The 18893-nt window shown below is 63.7% G+C and carries 20 protein-coding genes; 19 read left to right on the plus strand and 1 reads right to left on the minus strand.

Annotated elements, in window-relative coordinates; genetic code table 11:
• The first annotated feature begins 14 nt into the window (after positions 1 to 14).
• The 19 genes from ndk to BJP05_RS02630 all read left to right on the plus strand — a co-directional run bounded on the left by ndk (position 15) and on the right by BJP05_RS02630 (position 17834).
• Positions 15 to 425 carry a nucleoside-diphosphate kinase gene (gene ndk / locus BJP05_RS02540; RefSeq protein WP_070362038.1) on the plus strand — a complete coding sequence of 137 codons (411 nt, stop codon included), beginning with the start codon at positions 15 to 17 and terminating at the stop codon, positions 423 to 425.
• A 328-nt stretch (positions 426 to 753) separates the two neighbouring features.
• Positions 754 to 3495, plus strand: a complete 2742-nt coding sequence (locus tag BJP05_RS02545) for a translation initiation factor IF-2 N-terminal domain-containing protein (protein WP_084028547.1) — start codon at positions 754 to 756, stop codon at positions 3493 to 3495.
• A 200-nt stretch (positions 3496 to 3695) separates the two neighbouring features.
• Positions 3696 to 4001 (plus strand): 50S ribosomal protein L21, encoded by a 306-nt coding sequence (rplU, locus tag BJP05_RS02550; RefSeq protein ID WP_070362040.1) that lies wholly within the window; start codon positions 3696 to 3698, stop codon positions 3999 to 4001.
• Positions 4002 to 4026: 25 nt separating this feature from the next.
• Entirely contained in the window at positions 4027 to 4347 is a 321-nt protein-coding gene (gene rpmA / locus BJP05_RS02555; protein ID WP_070362041.1) for a 50S ribosomal protein L27, read from the plus strand.
• Between the two features lie 112 nt (positions 4348 to 4459).
• Positions 4460 to 5980 (plus strand): GTPase ObgE, encoded by a 1521-nt coding sequence (gene obgE, locus BJP05_RS02560; RefSeq protein WP_070362042.1) that lies wholly within the window; start codon positions 4460 to 4462, stop codon positions 5978 to 5980.
• Positions 5981 to 5997: 17 nt separating this feature from the next.
• Positions 5998 to 7134 (plus strand): glutamate 5-kinase, encoded by a 1137-nt coding sequence (gene proB, locus BJP05_RS02565; RefSeq protein WP_070362043.1) that lies wholly within the window; start codon positions 5998 to 6000, stop codon positions 7132 to 7134.
• 21 nt (positions 7135 to 7155) lie between these two features.
• On the plus strand, positions 7156 to 8064 hold the full coding sequence (locus BJP05_RS02570) for a D-isomer specific 2-hydroxyacid dehydrogenase family protein (protein WP_070362044.1): 909 nt from the start codon (positions 7156 to 7158) through the stop codon (positions 8062 to 8064).
• On the plus strand, positions 8064 to 9329 hold the full coding sequence (locus BJP05_RS02575) for a glutamate-5-semialdehyde dehydrogenase (RefSeq protein WP_070362045.1): 1266 nt from the start codon (positions 8064 to 8066) through the stop codon (positions 9327 to 9329). Before BJP05_RS02570 ends, BJP05_RS02575 begins: the two co-directional genes overlap by 1 nt.
• Positions 9330 to 9427: 98 nt before the next feature.
• On the plus strand, positions 9428 to 10357 hold the full coding sequence (locus tag BJP05_RS02580) for a cutinase family protein (RefSeq protein WP_070363449.1): 930 nt from the start codon (positions 9428 to 9430) through the stop codon (positions 10355 to 10357).
• Between the two features lie 28 nt (positions 10358 to 10385).
• Positions 10386 to 10802, plus strand: coding sequence for a hypothetical protein (locus BJP05_RS02585; protein WP_070362046.1), 417 nt, complete (start codon positions 10386 to 10388; stop codon positions 10800 to 10802).
• A 4-nt stretch (positions 10803 to 10806) separates the two neighbouring features.
• A complete protein-coding gene (gene nadD, locus BJP05_RS02590; protein ID WP_369822018.1) occupies positions 10807 to 11448 on the plus strand; it encodes a nicotinate-nucleotide adenylyltransferase in 642 nt (213 codons plus the stop codon).
• A gap of 56 nt (positions 11449 to 11504) precedes the next feature.
• Positions 11505 to 11975: a ribosome silencing factor gene (rsfS, locus tag BJP05_RS02595; protein ID WP_070362048.1), complete on the plus strand. Its 471-nt coding sequence runs from the start codon at positions 11505 to 11507 to the stop codon at positions 11973 to 11975.
• A 4-nt stretch (positions 11976 to 11979) separates the two neighbouring features.
• On the plus strand, positions 11980 to 12618 hold the full coding sequence (locus BJP05_RS02600; protein WP_070478388.1) for a histidine phosphatase family protein: 639 nt from the start codon (positions 11980 to 11982) through the stop codon (positions 12616 to 12618).
• Entirely contained in the window at positions 12619 to 13416 is a 798-nt protein-coding gene (locus BJP05_RS02605) for a DegV family protein (protein ID WP_070362050.1), read from the plus strand. It begins immediately after the preceding gene.
• A gap of 127 nt (positions 13417 to 13543) precedes the next feature.
• Entirely contained in the window at positions 13544 to 14200 is a 657-nt protein-coding gene (locus BJP05_RS02610) for a ComEA family DNA-binding protein (RefSeq protein WP_070362051.1), read from the plus strand.
• A 3-nt stretch (positions 14201 to 14203) separates the two neighbouring features.
• On the plus strand, positions 14204 to 15838 hold the full coding sequence (locus BJP05_RS02615; RefSeq protein ID WP_070362052.1) for a ComEC/Rec2 family competence protein: 1635 nt from the start codon (positions 14204 to 14206) through the stop codon (positions 15836 to 15838).
• 5 nt (positions 15839 to 15843) lie between these two features.
• Positions 15844 to 16770 (plus strand): DNA polymerase III subunit delta, encoded by a 927-nt coding sequence (gene holA / locus BJP05_RS02620; RefSeq protein ID WP_070362053.1) that lies wholly within the window; start codon positions 15844 to 15846, stop codon positions 16768 to 16770.
• Positions 16771 to 16785: 15 nt separating this feature from the next.
• Positions 16786 to 17190 carry an ankyrin repeat domain-containing protein gene (locus BJP05_RS02625; protein WP_070362054.1) on the plus strand — a complete coding sequence of 135 codons (405 nt, stop codon included), beginning with the start codon at positions 16786 to 16788 and terminating at the stop codon, positions 17188 to 17190.
• Positions 17190 to 17834, plus strand: coding sequence for a LysE family translocator (locus tag BJP05_RS02630; RefSeq protein ID WP_070363450.1), 645 nt, complete (start codon positions 17190 to 17192; stop codon positions 17832 to 17834). The genes BJP05_RS02625 and BJP05_RS02630 overlap by 1 nt, the downstream gene beginning before the upstream one ends.
• Here BJP05_RS02630 and BJP05_RS02635 read toward each other — a convergent pair.
• A complete protein-coding gene (locus BJP05_RS02635) occupies positions 17821 to 18837 on the minus strand; it encodes a PHB depolymerase family esterase (RefSeq protein ID WP_143110601.1) in 1017 nt (338 codons plus the stop codon). The genes BJP05_RS02630 and BJP05_RS02635 overlap by 14 nt on opposite strands.
• Positions 18838 to 18893 lie beyond the last annotated feature (56 nt).

Genomic DNA, 18893 nt, shown 5'->3' on the forward strand with positions numbered 1-18893 from the left:
TAGGGTAGGGAGACATGACTGAACGTACACTGATTTTGATTAAGCCAGACGGCGTTGCAAACGGCCACGTCGGAGAGATCATCTCCCGCATTGAGCGTAAGGGTCTCAAGCTGGTCGAGATGGACCTGCGCACCGCAGACCGTGAGACCGCTGAGAAGCACTACGCAGAGCACAAGGACAAGCCGTTCTTCGGTGAACTCGTTAACTTCATCACCTCTGCTCCGCTGGTAGCGGGCATCGTTGAGGGCGAGCGCGCTATCGAGGCTTGGCGCCAGCTCGCCGGCGGCACCGACCCGGTTGCCAAGGCAACCCCTGGCACCATCCGCGGCGACTTCGCCCTGACCGTTGGCGAGAACGTCGTCCACGGTTCCGACTCCCCAGAGTCCGCCGAGCGCGAGATCGCAATCTGGTTCCCGAATAAGTAAGAACCACGCTTCAACCGCCCATCCTGCTGTACATGGCAGGGTGGGCGGTTTTGTTGTGTTGGCGGCGGTTTCAGCTTTGAGCATATTGCTCGTGTGGAGGTATTAAAAGAGTGCGATGCTGGTCGTTGGAAACAGATCAGGGTAGGTCAAAAGACGCGACCTGCATCGCACGCTTCTAATCGCACGCTTTGAGTGGTGGCGTTGGAATAGGCGCAGTCGGCGTCGTGTGCCACAATGGGGGCAAGCTTTTTACAACTTTCTGTAGGAACGTGTGTCAGCCGTGTGGCAGCGGGCAGAATGCTTCGCGCCCGGTTGACGCAGCTTGCAGATGCAAAAATATAGGAGCACGTACGTGGCGAAAAAATCTCATACCGAAATTCAGGACTTTGATCGATCAACCCTGAAAGACAAAATGCGGGTGTTCCAGCTCGCGAAGGCGTTGGGGGTGGCGTCGAAAGACGTTGTGGTGGCGCTGACCGAGTTGGGAATTACAAAGGTTGCGCAGTCCTCGATTACTCGGGAGGAAGCCGAGAAGGTCATCGATGCGCTGCAGCAGCCCGCGGACAAGGCTGAGGCGAAGAAGTCGAAGGATAGCAGCGACGAAAAGATCCGCGAGCGGGTGCGCAAGGACGTAGAAAACGAAATCCACCAGATCGAGGAGAAGGTGGATGCCACCTTCGAGGTCGCCGACGAGCCGGAGCAGGAACCAACACCAGAGCCTGAACCGGAGTCTGCACAAGAGCCGGAGCCCGAACCTGAAGAGGAAGCAACGGTCGAATACGCGCCGATCTTCAAGGCGCCGACGCGTCCAAAGCGCCGCCGAGCAGTGCGCACCTCCGAACCGAAGGAAGCGGATGAGGATGCCGCACCGAAGGGTGAAGTTGAGGAGCCCAAGGAGGAAGAACCTAAGGTCGAGGTTATTGACGAGCCGAAGGGGATCAGCGGTTCCGCCCGTCTGGAGGCGCAGCGTCGTCGGCGGAGTGAGCGTCGAGAAGCGGAGCGCCAGCGCTCCCGTATTGTTTCTGAGGCGGAATTCCTTGCGCGGCGCGAGTCGGTGCACCGCACGATGGTGGTGCGCGAGCGCGACCGCAACGACGGCCCAGGCCGCATCACGCAGGTAGCGGTCCTGGAAGACGGGCTGCTTGCGGAGCACTTTGTGTCCATGGACGATAACGCGTCGATCATCGGCAATATTTACATGGGCCGTGTCCAGAACGTGCTGCCGGGCATGGAAGCGGCGTTCATCGACATCGGAACCGGGCGCAACGCGGTGCTCTACGCCAGCGAGGTTGACTGGAAGGCTGCGAAGCTTGGCGGAAAGAAGCGCAGGATTGAGCACGCACTGAAGTCCGGCGACCAGGTGATGGTGCAGGTCTCGAAGGATATTAACGGGCACAAGGGTGCTCGCCTGACAACGCACATTTCGCTGGCCGGACGTTTCCTCGTGTACGTGCCGGGTGGCCGTAACGCTGGGATCTCCCGCAAGCTGCCCGTCACCGAACGCAAGCGCCTCAAGGGCATCCTCAACGAGGTTGTGCCTGGCAAGGGTGGGGCGATTATTCGTACGGCTGCCGAGGGCATGTCGAAGGAAGCGATTGCTGAGGACGTCCAGCGCCTGCACAAACAGTGGGAAATGGTGCAGGAAAAGGCAGAAGCCGCGAAGAACGGGAAGGGCTCGCGCCCGGTGCTGCTCTACGAAGAGCCGCGCCTGATCGTCCGCGTCGTCCGCGACGTCTTCAACGAGGACTTCTCTGAGTTGATCATCGACGGCAAGAAGTCCTACAACATTGCGCACGCTTACCTGCAGTCCGTCGCGCCTGACCTGTTGGACCGCGTGACCAAGTTTGACCGCTCCGAACACGACGGTGCCGACGCCTTTGCGGAGCATCGCATCGACGAGCAGGTCCAGAAGGCGCTTGCCCGCGTGGTGTGGCTGCCGTCGGGCGGCACGCTCGTTATTGAGCGCACCGAGGCCATGACGGTGATTGACGTCAACACCGGCAAATTCACTGGCTCCGGCGGCAACCTCGAGGAGACGGTCACCGCGAACAATTTGGAGGCCGCGGAGGAAGTCGTCCGCCAGCTGCGCCTGCGCGACATCGGCGGCATGGTGGTCATCGACTTCATTGACATGATCCTGGATGAAAACAAGGAGCTGGTGCTGCGTCGCCTGAAGGAAACGCTGGGCCGTGATCGCTCCCGCCACCAGGTCTCCGAGGTCACCTCGCTCGGCCTGGTGCAGCTGACCCGCAAGAAGCTCGGCGATGGTCTGCTTGAGACCTACTCCAAGCCGTGCGAGTGCTGTGGTGGCCGCGGTGTGATCATCACCGAGGAGCCTGTAGAGCACGCGACGTACAACCCGGAGGAAGACGACCTGCAGCACCGCGGTGGCCGCGGCAAGCGTCGCGGGAAGTCGAACGGCGAGCGTTCCAACAAGAAAGCGGAGGAGAAGCGCCGCAGCAAGCTGGACGAAAAGGCTATCGACGAGCTGGTCGGCTCGGTTGTGTCCGAAGACAATGAAGCACACGAGGACAACGACGAGCCGAAGCCGCCTACAGTAGGTGAATCCTCCAAGCGCGAGTCCGGTTCGCGCCGCCGTGGACGTCGAGGCACGAGCCGCGGGCGTGGGCGCGCGCAGGAACAGGACAAGCCACAGGACAAACCGCAGGAGCAGGCTCAGGAGAAAGGCAAGTCCGAGCAGACGTACGAGGAGGCCGTCGACGCCTTCGAGCGCTCCCCGCGCCGGAAGCGAGCGACCCGCGGTAACTCCCGTTCGGACCACAAGCCAAAGCGCGAAGATTTCGAACGCCAGGAGCACGTTAAGGAACCTGTGAAGGAAGCTCCACGCGAGGAAGCGCAAGAGCAGCCGAAGGCGAAGGTGACGGAGTCTCCTCGCCGGCGCGGGCGTCGGCGCGCAGTGCGCAAGACGTCCCAGCCGCAGCAGCAGGAGCAGCCGAAGGCGAAGGAAACGAAGCAGAAGGCAACCAAGCCTGCGACGAAGAAACAGGAGTCGAAGGCGAGTGCGCGGCGCAGGCGGCGACGCGCGACACGCCGAACCTCTTCCAAATAGAGGAGCAGTGGGGTGCGGTTTGATAATCGCACCCGCTTCTGTGTAGTATTTGACAGTCGCTGTTTTGGGCTGTGAAGCCGCGCCGTTTACGCATGCAGGCACGGTGGAACGCGAAAGGCCACAAAGCGCTAGAGAACTGTACCAACTGTCTTCTGTGCATGCGGGGAGACACAACGAGTTTAGATAAGGGGTAACCCTCTATGTACGCGATCGTCAAGACTGGCGGCAAGCAGTACAAGGTTGCCGAAGGCGACCTAGTCAAGGTCGAGAAGATCGAGGGTGAAGCGGGCGACAAGGTTGCCCTCACCCCGGTTCTGCTCGTCGATGGCGCGGATGTCACCGCAGGCCCTGATGCTTTGTCCAAGGTTTCTGTTGAGGCTGAGATTGTCGAGCACGGCAAAGGCAAGAAGGTCGACATTCTGAAGTACAAGAACAAGACCGGCTACAAGGTCCGCCAGGGCCACCGTCAGCCACAGACAACCATCAAGATCACTGGTATCAAGTAAGACTTCCATCTAAGGAGATTCAGACATGGCACACAAGAAGGGTGCATCCAGCTCCACGAACGGTCGTGACTCAGAGTCGAAGCGCCTCGGTGTGAAGCGTTTCGGTGGTCAGCAGGTAAAGGCGGGCGAGATCCTCGTTCGTCAGCGCGGCACCAAGTTCCACCCAGGCGACAACGTCGGCCGCGGTGGCGACGACACGCTGTTCGCACTGGCAGCTGGCGCAGTCCAGTTCGGCATTAAGCGCAACCGTCGCATCGTCAACATCGTCCCAGCGGACGGCGAAGGCGTTTCGGCAGAGGTGCTCGAGGCTGCAGAGGCAGCTGGCGTCGCACAGGAAACTGCGTAACCCGTAGCAATACTTGAAACACCGCACACCCCGACCGGGTGCGCGGTGTTTTTCTTTCCCACAACCCGGTACCCTCCACTACTAGAACTCTTTTGCAAGGAAGGCGGAACTAATGGCCCAATTTGTTGACCGCGCGGTGCTGCACCTCCAGGCCGGTGACGGCGGACATGGCTGTGTCTCTGTCCACCGCGAAAAATTCAAACCCCTCGGCGGGCCGGATGGTGGCAACGGCGGCCACGGCGGCGATATCGTGCTGGAGGTATCCAACCAGGTGCACACGCTGTTGGACTTCCAGTACCGCCCGCACGTTAAGGCGAAGCGCGGCGGCAATGGCGAGGGTGATCACCGAAACGGCGCCCGCGGAGAGGACCTTATCTTGGAGGTCCCAGTTGGAACCGTTGTGCGTAGTGAGGACGGGGAAATCCTCGCCGACCTGACGGTGCCGGGTACTCGTTTCCTTGCGGCTGAAGGCGGCTTCGGTGGGTTGGGCAACGCGGCTCTTGCCACCGCGAAGCGGAAGGCCCCGGGCTTCGCGCTCAAGGGTGAGCCTGGCGAAGCACACGACTTGATCCTCGAGCTGAAGTCCATGGCGGATGTGGGGCTAGTGGGGTTCCCGTCGGCGGGGAAGTCCTCGCTGATTTCGGTGCTTTCGGCCGCGAAGCCGAAGATCGCGGATTACCCCTTTACGACGCTCGCTCCGAACCTTGGCGTGGTCAACGTCGGCGACGATACGTACACTATCGCGGACGTGCCCGGCCTGATCCCTGGCGCGAGCCAGGGCAAGGGCCTGGGTCTGGACTTCCTGCGCCACATCGAGCGCACCGCGGTGCTCGCGCACATCGTGGACGTGGCCACGATGGAGCCGGGGCGCGATCCGATCTCTGACATTGAGGCGCTCGAGCACGAGCTTGACTCCTACGCCGACCAGCTTGACCTGGACTCTGGTCTCGGTGACCTGCGTGAGCGCCCTCGCATCGTTGTGCTGAACAAGATGGACGTGCCGGAGGCCCGGGAGCTCGCGGAGTTCTTGGAGGACGACATCAAGGAAAAGTTCGGCTGGGATGTATACATGATCTCCACCGCGACCCGCGAGGGCCTTGACCCGCTGAAGTGGGCGCTGTGGAACATCGTGGAGCGTGCCAGGAAGCGTCGCGTGAAAGCCGAGAAGGCAACTCCTACGGAGGTGCTGCGACCGAAGGCGGTTGCGCCAAGGCGCCGTGGGCACGCGCAGGAGGGCGGCATCGAAGTTGTTCCTGACCCGATGTGGCCGGGCGGCTGGCTGGTCACTGGCGAGAAGGCGGAGCGCTGGATTCGCCAGACCGACTTCGAAAACGACGAGGCGGTCGGCTACCTCTCGGACCGCCTGAACAAGGCCGGCGTGGAGGACCAGTTGCGCAAGATCGGCGCGAAGGAGGGTGACACCGTCACCATCGGCGAGATCTCGTTTGATTGGGAGCCATCGCGAGCGGGTGACCCAACCATGGCGGGACGTGGCCAGGACGCCCGACTCTACGACACCACGCGCGCGTCCGCATCGGAGCGCAAGCGCGCGTCCCAGGCGCGCCGCGGCCTTATCGACGAGTTCGATTTCGGCGACGGGGAGACAGCCGACCGGGAACGTTGGCAGGGTTAGCGCTACACTGAGCTGCTATGAACGCAGCAACAACTATGGAGGCGCAGCTTCGCGAGCACATTGCTGGTGCGAAGCGGGTCGTCGTCAAGCTTGGTACCTCCTCACTGGTCAATGAGGATTCCTCGGTGAGCAGGGTCAAGATTGACCGCCTCGTTGATGCGCTGGTGGACCGCATGGATGCGGGCACCGACGTCGTGGTGGTGTCCTCCGGCGCGATCGCGGCGGGCATGAGCCCTCTGGGGCTGCGAACGCGCCCGCGCGACCTTGCGACGAAGCAGGCCGCCGCGGCCGTGGGGCAGGTGCACCTCGCGCAGGAGTGGGGTGCTTCCTTTGCTCGGCATGGCCGCACGGTGGGCCAGGTGCTGCTGACGCAGGCCGATGCCGGCGTGCGGGAGCGCGCGCGGAACGCCCAGCGCACGATCGACAGGCTGCGGCAGCTGGGCACTGTGCCGATCGTGAACGAGAACGACACGGTGGCGACCTCCGAGATGCGCTTCGGCGATAACGACAGGCTCTCGGCGATTGTGGCGACGCTCATCGGAGCCGATGCGCTCGTGTTGCTTTCAGACGTCGACGGCCTCTACGACCGCAACCCGGCCGACCCGAGCGCGCGCTTTGTCTCTGAGGTCCGCACCGGCGCTGACCTCGAGGGCGTCGTGGCCGGTGACGGTGGTGCGCTCGGGACCGGGGGGATGGCGGCGAAGGTGTCGGCGGCGCGGCTCGCAGCCCGCGGCGGAGTGCCAGTGCTGCTGACCAGCGCGACCAAAATCTCGCAGGCGCTGCAGGACGCAAGCTGCGGAACCGTATTCCACACCCGTGAGCAGTCAACGCTTAGGGCATGGAAATTCTGGGCGCTCTACGCCGCGGACGCTGAAGGCGTGCTGCGCCTGGATAAAGGCGCCGTGCAGGCCGTCACCAGTGGGGGCACGAGCTTACTCGCGGTGGGTATCACCGACATCGAGGGGGACTTCCACGCCGGTGACATCGTGGAGATCCTGGGGCCCGATTCGGAAGCCGTCGGGCGCGGCGAGGTTGCGTATGATGCCGCGGAGCTTGCCGGCATGCTGGGCAAGCACACGGATGAGCTGCCGGAAGGGCAGCGCAAACCCGTCGTGCACGCCGACTATTTATCAAATTTCGCCACCCGTCTGTAAATACACGCTAGGTTGGGGTGCATGAAATTTGCATTCTTACCGAAACCTTGGGACGCAGTCGTCGATGACCTGACAGATCACGGCCACACGTTTGTGGACCTCGACGAGTCTCCAGACGTGTTGGTGTTTCGCGGGAATCCGGAAGATTTCCCAGAGGAATTACCGCCGAGCGTGAAGCTTGTGCAGGTGGCGTATGCGGGCGTCGAAAAGCTGGTAGAGGCAGGGGTGCTCGATGTCGATGTGCCGGTGGCTAATGCCGCCGGGATATACGACGACACTGTGGCCGAGGCGGCACTGGCGCTGCTGTTGGGGGTGCTGCACCGGCACAAGGCGGTGACGCCGCAGTGGAACGACAGGCAGCTCAACGAGGAGACGGACTACCTGTTCGACAACAAGAAGGTCGCGGTGATTGGGGCGGGTGGCATCGGTAAGATGCTGATCCGCTTCCTCGAGCCGTTCGGGCCGGAGATTATTGCGGTGAACCGCTCCGGCAACCCGGTGCCGGGGGCCAAACGCACCGTGGCGATGTCCGAGGCGCAGGATGTGTGGTCGGAGGCGGACTACTTCGTGCTCATCGCGCCACTGACGAAGCAGACGCACCACCTCGTCAACGCGGAGGTGCTGCGCGCGATGAAGCCGAACGCGGTGGTGGTCAACGTTGGCCGTGGCCCACTGATTGATACGGAGGCGCTGACCACGGCCCTGCAGGATGGCACGATTGCTGGCGCTGGCCTGGACGTGACGGACCCTGAGCCGCTGCCGGAGGATCACCCGCTGTGGCAGATGGACCGCTGCCTGATTACCCCGCACACCGCGAACATCCCGCGCTACATGCAAGCGCGCGTGGGTGAACTGACACGCCGAAACTGGGAGGCACTGCAAGAGGGCCGCCCGTTGCCGACGCAGATTGATGTGGAGGAAGGATACTAATGACGACTATCGAAGCTCAGGTACTGCAGTTGACGAAGGCTGCGAAGCAGGTGGCGCCGGTGATCGCGACGCTACCGACCGTCCGCAAAAACGCTGTGCTGCAGCACGCGGCGCGGGCGCTGGAAGCACGTACTGCGGAGATTCTGCAGGCCAATGCCCGCGACATCGAGGAAGGCCGCGCGGCTGGCATGGACGAAGCGTTGGTAGACAGGCTCGCGCTGGATGAGCAACGCATCGCGGGCATCGCGGACGGACTGCGTCAGGTCGCGAGCCTCCACGACCCAGTTGGGGATGTGGTGCGCGGCGGCACGATGTACAACGGGATCCGGATGCGCCAGGTTCGCGTGCCGCTCGGCGTGATGGGCATGGTCTACGAGGCCCGCCCGAACGTCACGGTCGATGCGTTTGGCCTGGCGCTGAAGTCAGGCAACGTGGCACTGCTGCGTGGTTCGAAGTCGGCGGCGCATTCGAACGCGGCGCTGGTCGCGGTGCTGCAGGACGTGCTGGCGAAGGAGGGGCTGCCAACCGAGGCGGTCCAGCTGCTGCCGAGCGACTCGCACGACTCCGTCACCGCGCTCATCACGGCACGCGGCCTCGTCGATGTGGTCATTCCGCGCGGCAGCGCCCGGCTTATCGACGCCGTCGTTACCCAAGCAACCGTGCCAACCATCGAGACCGGCACCGGCAACTGCCACGTATACGTGGATGCTTCAGCGGACATTCAGCAGGCGATCGACATTGTCGTCAATGGCAAGACGCGCCGGGTGTCGGTGTGCAACGCGACCGAAACGGTGCTGCTTGACGCGGCGTTGCCGGATGCGGACAAGCTGGCCGTCGTAAAGGCACTGCAGGACGCCGACGTGACCGTCCACGGGGACCCGACAGCACTTAGTGCGTTCGGGGCTTGCGACGTAGTCGAGGCCGACGAGCACGATTGGGCGGAGGAGTACCTTTCGATGGACGTTGCCGTCGGTGTCGTCGACGGCGTTGAGGGGGCCGCGAAGCACATCGCACGCTACTCCTCGGGGCACACGGAAGCCGTGGTCGCCACTGATGCGCGCGTGCTGCAGTACTTCGCGGACCACGTGGATTCGGCAGCCATCATGCTCAATGCCTCGACCGCGTTTACGGATGGCGAGCAATACGGCATGGGTGCAGAGATCGGGATCTCTACCCAGAAACTGCACGCACGTGGACCAATGGCGCTGCCTGAACTGACAAGCACGAAGTGGATCCTGGAGGGCAGCGGGCAGACTCGAAGTTAGGAAAATGGTGTGGGCGGGCTACACTAATGCGCAGTTTCTTCACACCCGGAGTCCAAGGTGTGACTCATCCATAGAGAAGGTGCATAGTGTTCCGCAAAATGCGTACGTTTTTCCGTCGTCGGCTACCCGTGACTGCAGTTGCGTTCGTCGCAGCAGCAGCTGCGGTGGTTACCCCCGTGCTGCCGACGGAGGAAGCGACCGCCCAGCAGCGGTGCCCTTCGGTCGCGGTAATCGCTGCACGCGGCTCCGGTCAGAATAACCAGATTTACCGAACACGCTATGCCGGGGAAGCCCCGTGGACCTCGAATGGTTGGGAGGGGGAGACCATTCGCGCTTTCCTTCGCTATTCGGAGTCGCGCTACCGTGCCACTCACGGCGGGAACTCCCTGATGAAGGACGTGGAAGTCCTCGGTATGGAGCCGCGCTACTACCCAGCGATTTACCCGGATTATGATGTCCCTTCCGTCGCAGCACCCGCGACGCTGCTGCAGGCGCTGGGTTTGGCTATCCAGTACGCGGTGCCGTTGTTTACGATGGCGCGACAGGCTGGCACGGACTTTATGGACTCCGTCAACATTGGGCGCACTGGCGTGATGGCGCTGGTGAACGACTACGAACGCGCGAGCGGGTGCCACCCGAAGTACGTGCTGTCCGGTTACTCACAGGGCGCGATGATCCTGCTGGAGCACGAGCGTGAGCTGGCACGCCGCGGCAAGCTAGCGGGCGTTGTCTACTTTGGCAACCCGATGACTGCCGCGCGTGATGCTGGCACGGTGGGCGTGGCAAACGGCGGTGCAGGCGGCATGCTTGGTTTCCTGCCGTTTAACACCCGCACCGCGGGTGCGACCCGCAACAAGGTCAACTACTGCTTGCCGCTGGATGCAGTGTGCGATCTTTCCGTCCAGGTCCTGCGGGCCGCTGCCCCGACGGGCGGTACCCACGGCCAGTACTTCCTGCGGTGGAACCGTTGGGATGACCAGGTGGCAGACTCTTTTGGTCGCTTTGTTGATCAGGTTCGGTACCGCTAAGAGTTGACGGAAGGACAAGGATACAGTCATGGTTTCGTGGAAGCGGGCAGCGTGTAGCGCTCTTGTAACAGCGACGCTGTTGACCAGTGGGGTGTCGGTTGCGCAGGCTCAGGAGACTGAAGCAGGCGTGGCGGTGCCGACGCCCTCACGCGGGGTATACATCCAGTCGCAGAAGTGCCAGTTCCGGACGGATGGCAAGGGCAACGTACTTGTCGATGCCAACGGGCAGCGCATCCCAGTGCTTGACGAGCATGGCAAGCCGGTGTGTGAAGACCTCAACGCCAGCTCGATGTCATCGAAGAAGCAGCGCCCAGATTCATCCGCAGAAGGCAAGGAGAAGTTGCCGTGGTGGGGCATCCTGCTCATTGTGCTTGGCTCAATTGTTGGCGTGGGGCTTACAGCGTTCTGGCTCGCTTTCGAGCAGGCGAACGTCTGGATCGGGTAAGCACGTGGCAGAGGCCGTAGCAGCATCATTGCGCGACGCCCGACGAGTGGGCGTCATGGGTGGTACTTTCGACCCGATCCACAACGGCCACCTCGTGGCCGCGAGCGAGGTCGCCGACCGTTTTGACCTTGACGAGGTCGTGTTTGTGCCGACGGGTCAGCCCTGGCAGAAGGCGGATCGGCAGATCACCGACTCTGAAGATCGCTACCTCATGACGGTCATCGCGACTGCCTCGAATCCGAGGTTCTCGGTCTCTCGGGTAGACATTGACAGAGAGGGGCCGACCTACACCCTGGACACGCTGCGGGATTTGCGCGCCCTGTTGCCGCAGGCGGAACTGTTCTTTATCACGGGTGCGGATGCGTTGGCGTCGATAATGTCGTGGCGCGACTGGGACCTGATGTTTGACCTGGCGCAGTTTGTCGGCGTGACGCGCCCCGGCTACGAGCTGAGCGAATCCTTCCTGCCCGAAGACGTGCAGGAGCAGGTGCATTTGATTGAGATTCCTGCGATGGCGATCTCGTCCACGGGGTGCCGCGAGCGCGCCAAAGAAGGCCGCCCGGTGTGGTACCTGGTGCCAGATGGCGTGGTGCAGTACATTGCGAAAAACGACCTATATCGTTCAAGTGGCGAACAGCGCCCTTAGCGTGGGACAATAGGCGCGTTACTGCTATTTTTCATTACTGACGAAGGACTGAGTACTTGACTGCTCTGCAGATCTCTCTTGATCAGGCCGCGATCGCCGCGAAGGCCGCCGACGAAAAGCTCGGCGAGAACATCGGCGTCATCGATGTGTCGAACGTGATCGGCATTACCGATATTTTTGTGATTGTCTCCGCGGACAACGAACGCAAGGTAAACGCGATCGTCCAGGAGATTGAGGACGACATGACCGACGCCGGCTTCGAGCCGAAGCGCCGCGAGGGCGTTCGCGAAAACCGCTGGGTGCTGCTGGACTACGGCAACATCGTGGTGCACGTGCAGCGCAGCCCGGAGCGGGATTTCTACGGCCTGGACCGCCTGTACGCAGACTGCCCGGCAATTAGCGTGGAGGGCCTACCAGCCTACGAACGCCCGGGTGCGTTTGCGGACGGCGAGAGTGTGCGTTCGGTGCAGCAGATTGAAGACCTTCCGTTGGCGGGCGATGCCCCTGAGGACGAGGACGAGTTCTAACACCATGGCGCGACGACTCATCTTGCTGCGACACGGCCAAACCACGTATAACGCCACGTCGAGGATGCAGGGGCAACTCGACACGGAGTTGTCGGAAGAGGGGAGGCAGCAGGCGCGAAACATTGCGCCGGTGTTGACGGAAATGGGCGTCGCCAAGATTGTGGCTTCGGACCTGAGCAGGGCTGCAGTCACGGCACAGATCGTCGCGGAGCACCTCGAGCTGCCGGTGACGTATGATGCGCGCCTGCGCGAGACGCACCTCGGGCAGTGGCAGGGCAAGACACACGCCGAGGTTGATGGTGCCGACGGCAGCGTTCGCGCCCACTGGCGCAATACCCCAACGTGGGCGCCGCCCGAAGGTGAGAGCCGGATTGACGTCGCGCAACGGGCGCGCCCGGTTGTTGACGAGTTGATGGAGCACTTCGACGAGTGGGATGACGCGGCGGTGCTGCTTGTCGCCCACGGAGGTACGATCGCGGCGCTGACGTCGAGCCTGCTGGACCTGGAGATTTCGCAGTACCCGATGATGAAGAGCCTGCGTAACGCGAACTTTGCGCAGCTGCAGGCGTTGCCGCGCTACGGCGAGCCGGACACTGGCGTGCAGTGGTACCTCGAGGCGTGGAACCAGGGGTTGACGGTCTAGATGGCGGTACGGGTTGTTGTTGATTCCTCGGCGGGTTTGCCAGCTGATATTGCCAGTGAGCTCGACATTACGGTGCTCCCGCTGCACGTCATGGAACAGTCTGAGGACGACGAGGTGTCGACGAGCGGGCTGTCCGCAGTCGAGCTCGCCGCCGCGTACGGGCGCCAGATCGAGCGCTCTGGGGACGATGGCGTGGTAGCCCTACACCTGTCGAAGCACTTTTCTTCCACCTGGTCCGCGGCGGTTTCTGCTTCGGGGGTGTTTCCGGGGAACGTGCGGGTGCTCGACACCAGTACCGTTGGTATGGCGGTCGGGGCGGCAGCGATGGCGGCGGCCACCGTGGCGCGTGAGGGCGCGAGCCTCTGCGAGGTAGAAGCGATGGCCTCGTCCACGTTGAAGCGCTCGGAGACATGGTGCTACCTGCACCAGCTGGACTGGCTACGCAAGTCTGGCAGGATTTCCACGGGGACTGCGGTGTTGTCGGCGGCGTTGCTGGCAACGAAGCCGATTCTGCGGATGCACAACGGAAAGCTCGAGTTAGCAGGTAAGACTCGCACCCAAACGAAGGCGTTTTCCAAGCTCACGGAGCTTGTTTTGGAGCGTGCGGATTCCCAGCCGGTGTTTGCTGCGGTGCAGCATGCGGACGCGGAAGAGTCCGCGCAGCAGCTGGCGGGCATGCTTGATGAGGTGCTGCCGCGGCACTCACGAGTGCTGGTGGAGCCAATGGTCGATGTGCTTGCCGCGCACACCGGGCCTGGCGCGATCGGGCTGTCGGTGGTGTTTGGTTCACGCACGTAGCGGCGCTGTCAAGGGGGTTGGCTGCGGCTGTGGAGAAGTAGCCTGCACGGGGTGTGCGGTTTGGGGGTTGTCCACAGCGGGTTTGCTTGGTCTGTTGGGGCGAGGACGCCGGTTTTAGCCTGTGGTTATGCAGGTCAGTGAACGGATTCAAGAGCTTACGCGCCCGACTGGTGAGGAGGCGCTGCTGCAGGTGAAGTACCCGACTCCTCGCGTGCACGTTCCGGTGAAACCGGCGGCCGCGGTGATGGGGGTTGTGATGAGCCTACTGGTGCTGTGGGCGGTGGTGCAGGTCCGCGGCCCGGACGTTGCGGAGGAGGACGCACCTGTTTGGGAAAACGTTGCTACTGCAACCGATGTGCCGGAGCGCGTGGTGGTTGCGGTGGTGGGGGAGGTGGCAAATCCTGGGCTGGTGACGCTGAACCAGGGTTCCCGCGTGGCGGATGCGCTGGATATTGCGCAGCCGCTCGACCACGCGGACTTGCTGCAGTTGAACCTCGCTCAAGTGCTTGTCGACGGCCAACAGCTCCACGTCGTCGCAATCGGTGAAGGGCCCGCCGCACCGACTGGGGATGGCGCACCTGCGGGGGCGAGCGGCCAGCTTTCACTCAACGGGGCGTCGGCCGCGGAGCTGGTCACGCTGCCCGGGGTGGGGGAGGCGACGGCGGCGGCGATTATCGCGCACAGGGAGGCGAACGGTCCGTTCCAGAAGGTCGAGGACCTGATGCAGGTCAAGGGGATCGGCCCTGCGAAGTTTGAGGCGATTGCGCCGTTGGTGGGGCTGTAAGCGGTGCAGGAGCTTCGGCTGGTGCCCACGGCGCTGTGCGTCTGGATAGCGACGATCGTGGCTGTTGCGCTCGCGCCGTGGGCCGGGTTCGCGGTAGTTGCCGTAGCGGTGGTGCTGTGCGGTTGTGCGCGTGCGGTGGGCCAGGCGGTGCTGGCCGGTTCCGGTGGTGTGGCGGCCGTCGTGGTGGCCTGGGTCCGCATCACGGTGGCGCGGGCGGGGACGCTGCGCCTGCCGGTGGAGGCCACCGTGACCGCTGCCCCAAAGGAGCTTGCCGCTGGCGGGATGCTGGTACGCGTGCGCGCCGGGAGCGGTGGCGCCGAGCTGCCGGTGTTCGTCCGTGGCGGCGTCCCCGATGGGGTGGTCAGTGGTGCGACGGTGCGGGTGGACGGCACCGTGTCGGAGTCTTCGCGGGCGGGCGTGAACCCGTGGGCGGTAAATGGCACGGTCGAGCCGTTGGCCGGGCCGACGGGTGCATCCGGGTGGGCGCAGCACGTGCGGGCAACGTTCGCCGATGCGGTGCGCGAGCACGTCGGGGAACACTCGCAGGGCCTCATCCCGGGCATGGTGCTGGGCGACACCTCGATGCAGGGGGCGTCGGAGCAGCAGGCGTACATCGCTACCGGGCTGTCGCACCTCTCGGCGGTATCGGGTTCGAACGTTGCCATTGTGACGACGTTCGCCGTGGTAGTAGCTGCAGCGCTGCGCATCGGGCTCTATGGCAGGCTCGTTGCAGCGGGTGCTGCGTTGGCGGTGTTCGCCTTGCTCGTTGGGCCGGAGCCGAGCGTGCTGCGGGCATCGGTGATGGGGTTGGTGGGGCTCGTTGCGGTGGTGGCGTCGAGTCAAACGGAGGTCATTCACGCGTTGTGTCTGGCGGTGATCGCGCTCATCTTCTTCGATACCGACCTGGCGCTGCACTACGGGTTTGCGCTGTCGGTGGCTGCGACCGTCGGCATCGTGGTGCTCTTCCCGCTGTTCTACAGGGCGCTCGCACCGACGGCGTTGCCGGACATCCTCGTACGCGCCGTAGCGGTCGCCATCGCCGCAGACGTTGCGACGATGCCGCTCGTGGCCGCGATGGCGGGCCAGGTCTCGCTGGTCTCTGTTGGCGCGAACGTGCTGGTGGCTCCCGTCACGCCCCTGGTGACGGTGCTCGGGCTGTGCGCGGTGGTGCTGGCGGTGCTGCCGGGAGGTCTTGAGGCGATCGTGCTGTGGTTGATCTCCCCGCTGACCTGGTGGGTCCACACTGTGGCTGAACATGGAGCGGCGCTGCCCGCCGCGACAGTCGCTGCGAACCCGGTGACGGTGCTTATCGGCTACGGGTGGGTGGTCGCCGTGCTGTTGCTTGTGCCGTGGCGCCGCCGGACATTGGCGCTGTGCCTGACCTGCGCGGTGGTAGCAAGCGTTTGTATCGCGTGGCCACGAGGCACCGTTGTGGATCCCGCGACGCTCCGCAGCCACGTCGTGGCCACCAAAGACGACATCCTTCCCATCCCGTCAGGCACCGAGCTCGTCGTGGTACTCGAGGAAGGCAGCGCACCCAAGCGCCCGGCAGCAACCCCGGACGGCATCCCCGTCATCTTCCCCAACCGGGGAGCGGTGCCCGTCCTCTACGCAGATGGGAGGCAACAGCTACGCTAAGAAGCATGCTCAACCCAGTGCACCTGGTCCTCGGGGAAGACGAGTTCCTCGCCGAACGCGCCACCAAAGCCATCATTGCTCAGCTCAGCCCAGCTGCGGAGCGCACCACCCTGCGCGCAGGCGACGTCACCGAAGGCGAACTTGCCATGGCGACCAGCCCGTCACTGTTCGCCGAGGAACGCATCGTACTGATCAAAAACACCGAGCTGGCAGGCAAGGAACCGCTCGAGATCCTGCTGCGCGCCTGCGTGGACCCGGCGCCAGGTATGACGCTGATCATCGAGCACTCCGGAGGTGGGCGTCAAAAAGCCTATGTGAAGAAGTTCGAAAAGATCGCCGAGGTCCACCGCGCGAACCCGCTGCGCGACCGCGACCGGCACTCGTGGCTCACCCAGGAGTTTAGGCGCTACGGGCAGCGCCCAACCCCGGACACTGTCGCTGCGCTGCTCGAATCCGTCGGCTCTGACCTGCGGGAACTCGCCAGTGCGGTGAGCCAGCTCGTGGCGGACACCGACGGGGAAGTCGACGTAAACGCTGTGCGCAACTACTACACGGGCGTGGCGGAAGTCGCGGGCTTCGACATCGCGGAGCAGGCCATCGCCGGGCGCGCCGACCGCGCGCTCGCCTCCACACGCCGGGCACTGCAGCTCGGCACGAGTCCGGTGGCGATCGCGGCGGCGCTCGCGCACAAGGTCGGGGACATCGCCAAGCTGTACGGGGTGCGCGGTAACCCGGACCAGCTCGCGCGAACGGTCGGGATGCACCCCTTTGTGGTGAAGAAGACCATGAACGTTGCCCGTCAGTGGTCGGGTGATGCGGTGTCGCAGGCCGTCATCATTGTCGCTGAGCTGGAGTCTACGGTGAAGGGCAATGGCGGGGAGCCGGAGTACGCGGTGGAAGAAGCAGTCCGCAGGATTGCCCAACTCGCGTGATAGCGTAGGAAAACTATGACGCAGCAACCAAACGAGATCCCCGAAGACGTGCAAGCCTTCGCCACCCGCCTCTTCCAGATGGCGCGTGATGGCGAGGTAACCCTGCTCGATTACGTTGACCGGGGCGTCGACGTCAATCTGGCGAACCAGGACGGAAACTCGTTGTTGATGCTCGCCAGCTACTCCGGGCACCTCGCCCTGACCGAAGGGCTCATCGCGCGTGGCGCGGACGTCAACGCCCTGAACGCTCGCGGGCAAAGCCCGCTGGCTGGGGCGATCTTCAAGAAGGAAGACGATATCGCCCGAGTGCTCATCAGCGCGGGTGCCGACGCCACCATCGGTACTCCAAACGCCATCGACACGGCGAGCATGTTCGGCCGTGAGGACCTCATCGACCTGCTCAAGGGCACGCAGCGGTGATCGCGCCGGCAGATCTCGCGGTCATTGTCGGTCTGAACTTGGTTGGTGCGGCCGCCCCGGGGCCCGACGTCATCCTGGTGACCCGTACCGCGACGCGCTCGCGGCCGCACGCGTGGGCAACGACGTGCGGAATCCAGCTGGGTGTGCTGTGGTGGTGCTCGCTGACCGTGTTCGGTGCGGCGGCGCTATTGACCGCCATGCCGCGCGCGCTGCAGGTAGTGCAGGTGATCGGTGGAGCGTACCTGGTATGGATGGGCATCAATGCGGTGCGCCAGGGTTGGCGCGACCGGCGCAACCCACCGCTTTCCCTCGAGGAAGCAGAGCAGAGGCTCGGTAGCCTGCGAGCCAGCTTTGTTCGGGGACTTTCGACGAACCTGGCGAACCCGAAAATCGTGCTGGCGTTGTCCGCCATGATTGCGCCACTGCTGCCAGCCAGTCCGTCGTGGGCAACGCAGATTGTGGTGATCCTGTCGCTGTGGGCCAGCTCGTTCATCCTGTTCGGCGTGCTCACGCAGGTGGTGTCTACGAACCGGGTGCGGCGCAAATTACTAGCCGCCGGGCCCGCAATCGATATGGGCTCCGGCGGCTTCTTCTGCGTTGTTGGCGCGCTCCTCGTGGTGCGTGGTCTGCTTAGCGCAGGCTGAGCAGGAAGTCCACGGTGGCGGTACTTGCAGATGGATCCGTGAACCACGTGTGGCCACCACCTTCGACGCGCTGCAGCTCAGTTCGGGCGCCACAGGCAGGGCTCAACGTGGTGACGTTGCCCAGGCGGGTCTCGGTGGCGGAGCCCGCGATGCAGCCGTTCTTGTCCATGAACAGGTTGAACACGTCGTTGACGGAACGGAACGGCTTGCCGTGGCGGGTGCCGCCGTCGTAGCCGACGACGTTGTCGTTGGTGCCGTGCATGATGAGCGTCGGCACGGAACCGCTCTTGCAGCCCTCGACGGTCGGGTTGTAATAGGCGCCCGCCACAGAGGCGATACCGTTGACAAGCTCAGGGGCGTGGCAGGCAAGCGAGGCCACCATGCCACCGCCGTTGGAAAGTCCGACGGCGCTCACGCGGTTGCGGTCGGCACCGAAGTTCTCGACGAGGTCGTCGATAATCGCGCGGGTGTATGCAATGTCCTCGCGCGTCGACGTACGTGCGTACGGTGCACCCGCCCAAGCCTGGGACTCGCCCTCGGCGTAGACGACGATGGCGCGGCCCGCAGCAGCGGACTCGAGGTGGGCGTAGCCCTGCATCTGGTCGGCGGTGTGCTGCCACCCGCCGTAGCCGATGATGACGGGGTAGGACTTTCCTTCCTCATAGCCCGAAGGCAACACCACATTGTAGGAGCGCGACAGGCCATCAGCGTTGACGGTGCGGCGCTCCTGGGAACCGCGGCGGCCCGGCTCGTGCGAGGAGCCGATCGTGCCGGTGACCGGGCCCAAAATCACAATGGCCGCGACAAGGCCGACGAGCAGCGCCAGCCGGTCCAACCGAATGTTTTGCGGGTTCAACATCTTCTGGAGCTGACGTAGGTCAGGCATCTGCTGTGCCTGCGCTGTAGGGGTGACGGCGGACTGCTCAGGGGCCACCGCTACGGCGCCCAACGTCAGAGTTGTAGCTGTTACTGCTGCGCAAAGCGCACGACGATAGTTCTTCACAAATTCAGTATCGTAGAGCAGATCCAGCAATGTTACGAATGCAAAAAATCCTGCGC

The sequence above is a fragment of the Corynebacterium sp. NML98-0116 genome (assembly GCF_001767255.1).
Classification (GTDB): Bacteria; Actinomycetota; Actinomycetes; order Mycobacteriales; family Mycobacteriaceae; genus Corynebacterium; species Corynebacterium pseudogenitalium.

Coding starts and splice junctions, on each gene's coding strand:
- ndk (WP_070362038.1), top strand. CDS start 15: ATGACTGAACGTACACTGATTTTGATTAAGCCAGACGGCGTTGCAAAC.
- BJP05_RS02545 (WP_084028547.1), top strand. CDS start 754: ATGCAAAAATATAGGAGCACGTACGTGGCGAAAAAATCTCATACCGAA.
- rplU (WP_070362040.1), top strand. CDS start 3,696: ATGTACGCGATCGTCAAGACTGGCGGCAAGCAGTACAAGGTTGCCGAA.
- rpmA (WP_070362041.1), top strand. CDS start 4,027: ATGGCACACAAGAAGGGTGCATCCAGCTCCACGAACGGTCGTGACTCA.
- obgE (WP_070362042.1), top strand. CDS start 4,460: ATGGCCCAATTTGTTGACCGCGCGGTGCTGCACCTCCAGGCCGGTGAC.
- proB (WP_070362043.1), top strand. CDS start 5,998: ATGAACGCAGCAACAACTATGGAGGCGCAGCTTCGCGAGCACATTGCT.
- BJP05_RS02570 (WP_070362044.1), top strand. CDS start 7,156: ATGAAATTTGCATTCTTACCGAAACCTTGGGACGCAGTCGTCGATGAC.
- BJP05_RS02575 (WP_070362045.1), top strand. CDS start 8,064: ATGACGACTATCGAAGCTCAGGTACTGCAGTTGACGAAGGCTGCGAAG.
- BJP05_RS02580 (WP_070363449.1), top strand. CDS start 9,428: ATGCGTACGTTTTTCCGTCGTCGGCTACCCGTGACTGCAGTTGCGTTC.
- BJP05_RS02585 (WP_070362046.1), top strand. CDS start 10,386: ATGGTTTCGTGGAAGCGGGCAGCGTGTAGCGCTCTTGTAACAGCGACG.
- BJP05_RS02600 (WP_070478388.1), top strand. CDS start 11,980: ATGGCGCGACGACTCATCTTGCTGCGACACGGCCAAACCACGTATAAC.
- BJP05_RS02605 (WP_070362050.1), top strand. CDS start 12,619: ATGGCGGTACGGGTTGTTGTTGATTCCTCGGCGGGTTTGCCAGCTGAT.
- BJP05_RS02610 (WP_070362051.1), top strand. CDS start 13,544: ATGCAGGTCAGTGAACGGATTCAAGAGCTTACGCGCCCGACTGGTGAG.
- holA (WP_070362053.1), top strand. CDS start 15,844: ATGCTCAACCCAGTGCACCTGGTCCTCGGGGAAGACGAGTTCCTCGCC.
- BJP05_RS02625 (WP_070362054.1), top strand. CDS start 16,786: ATGACGCAGCAACCAAACGAGATCCCCGAAGACGTGCAAGCCTTCGCC.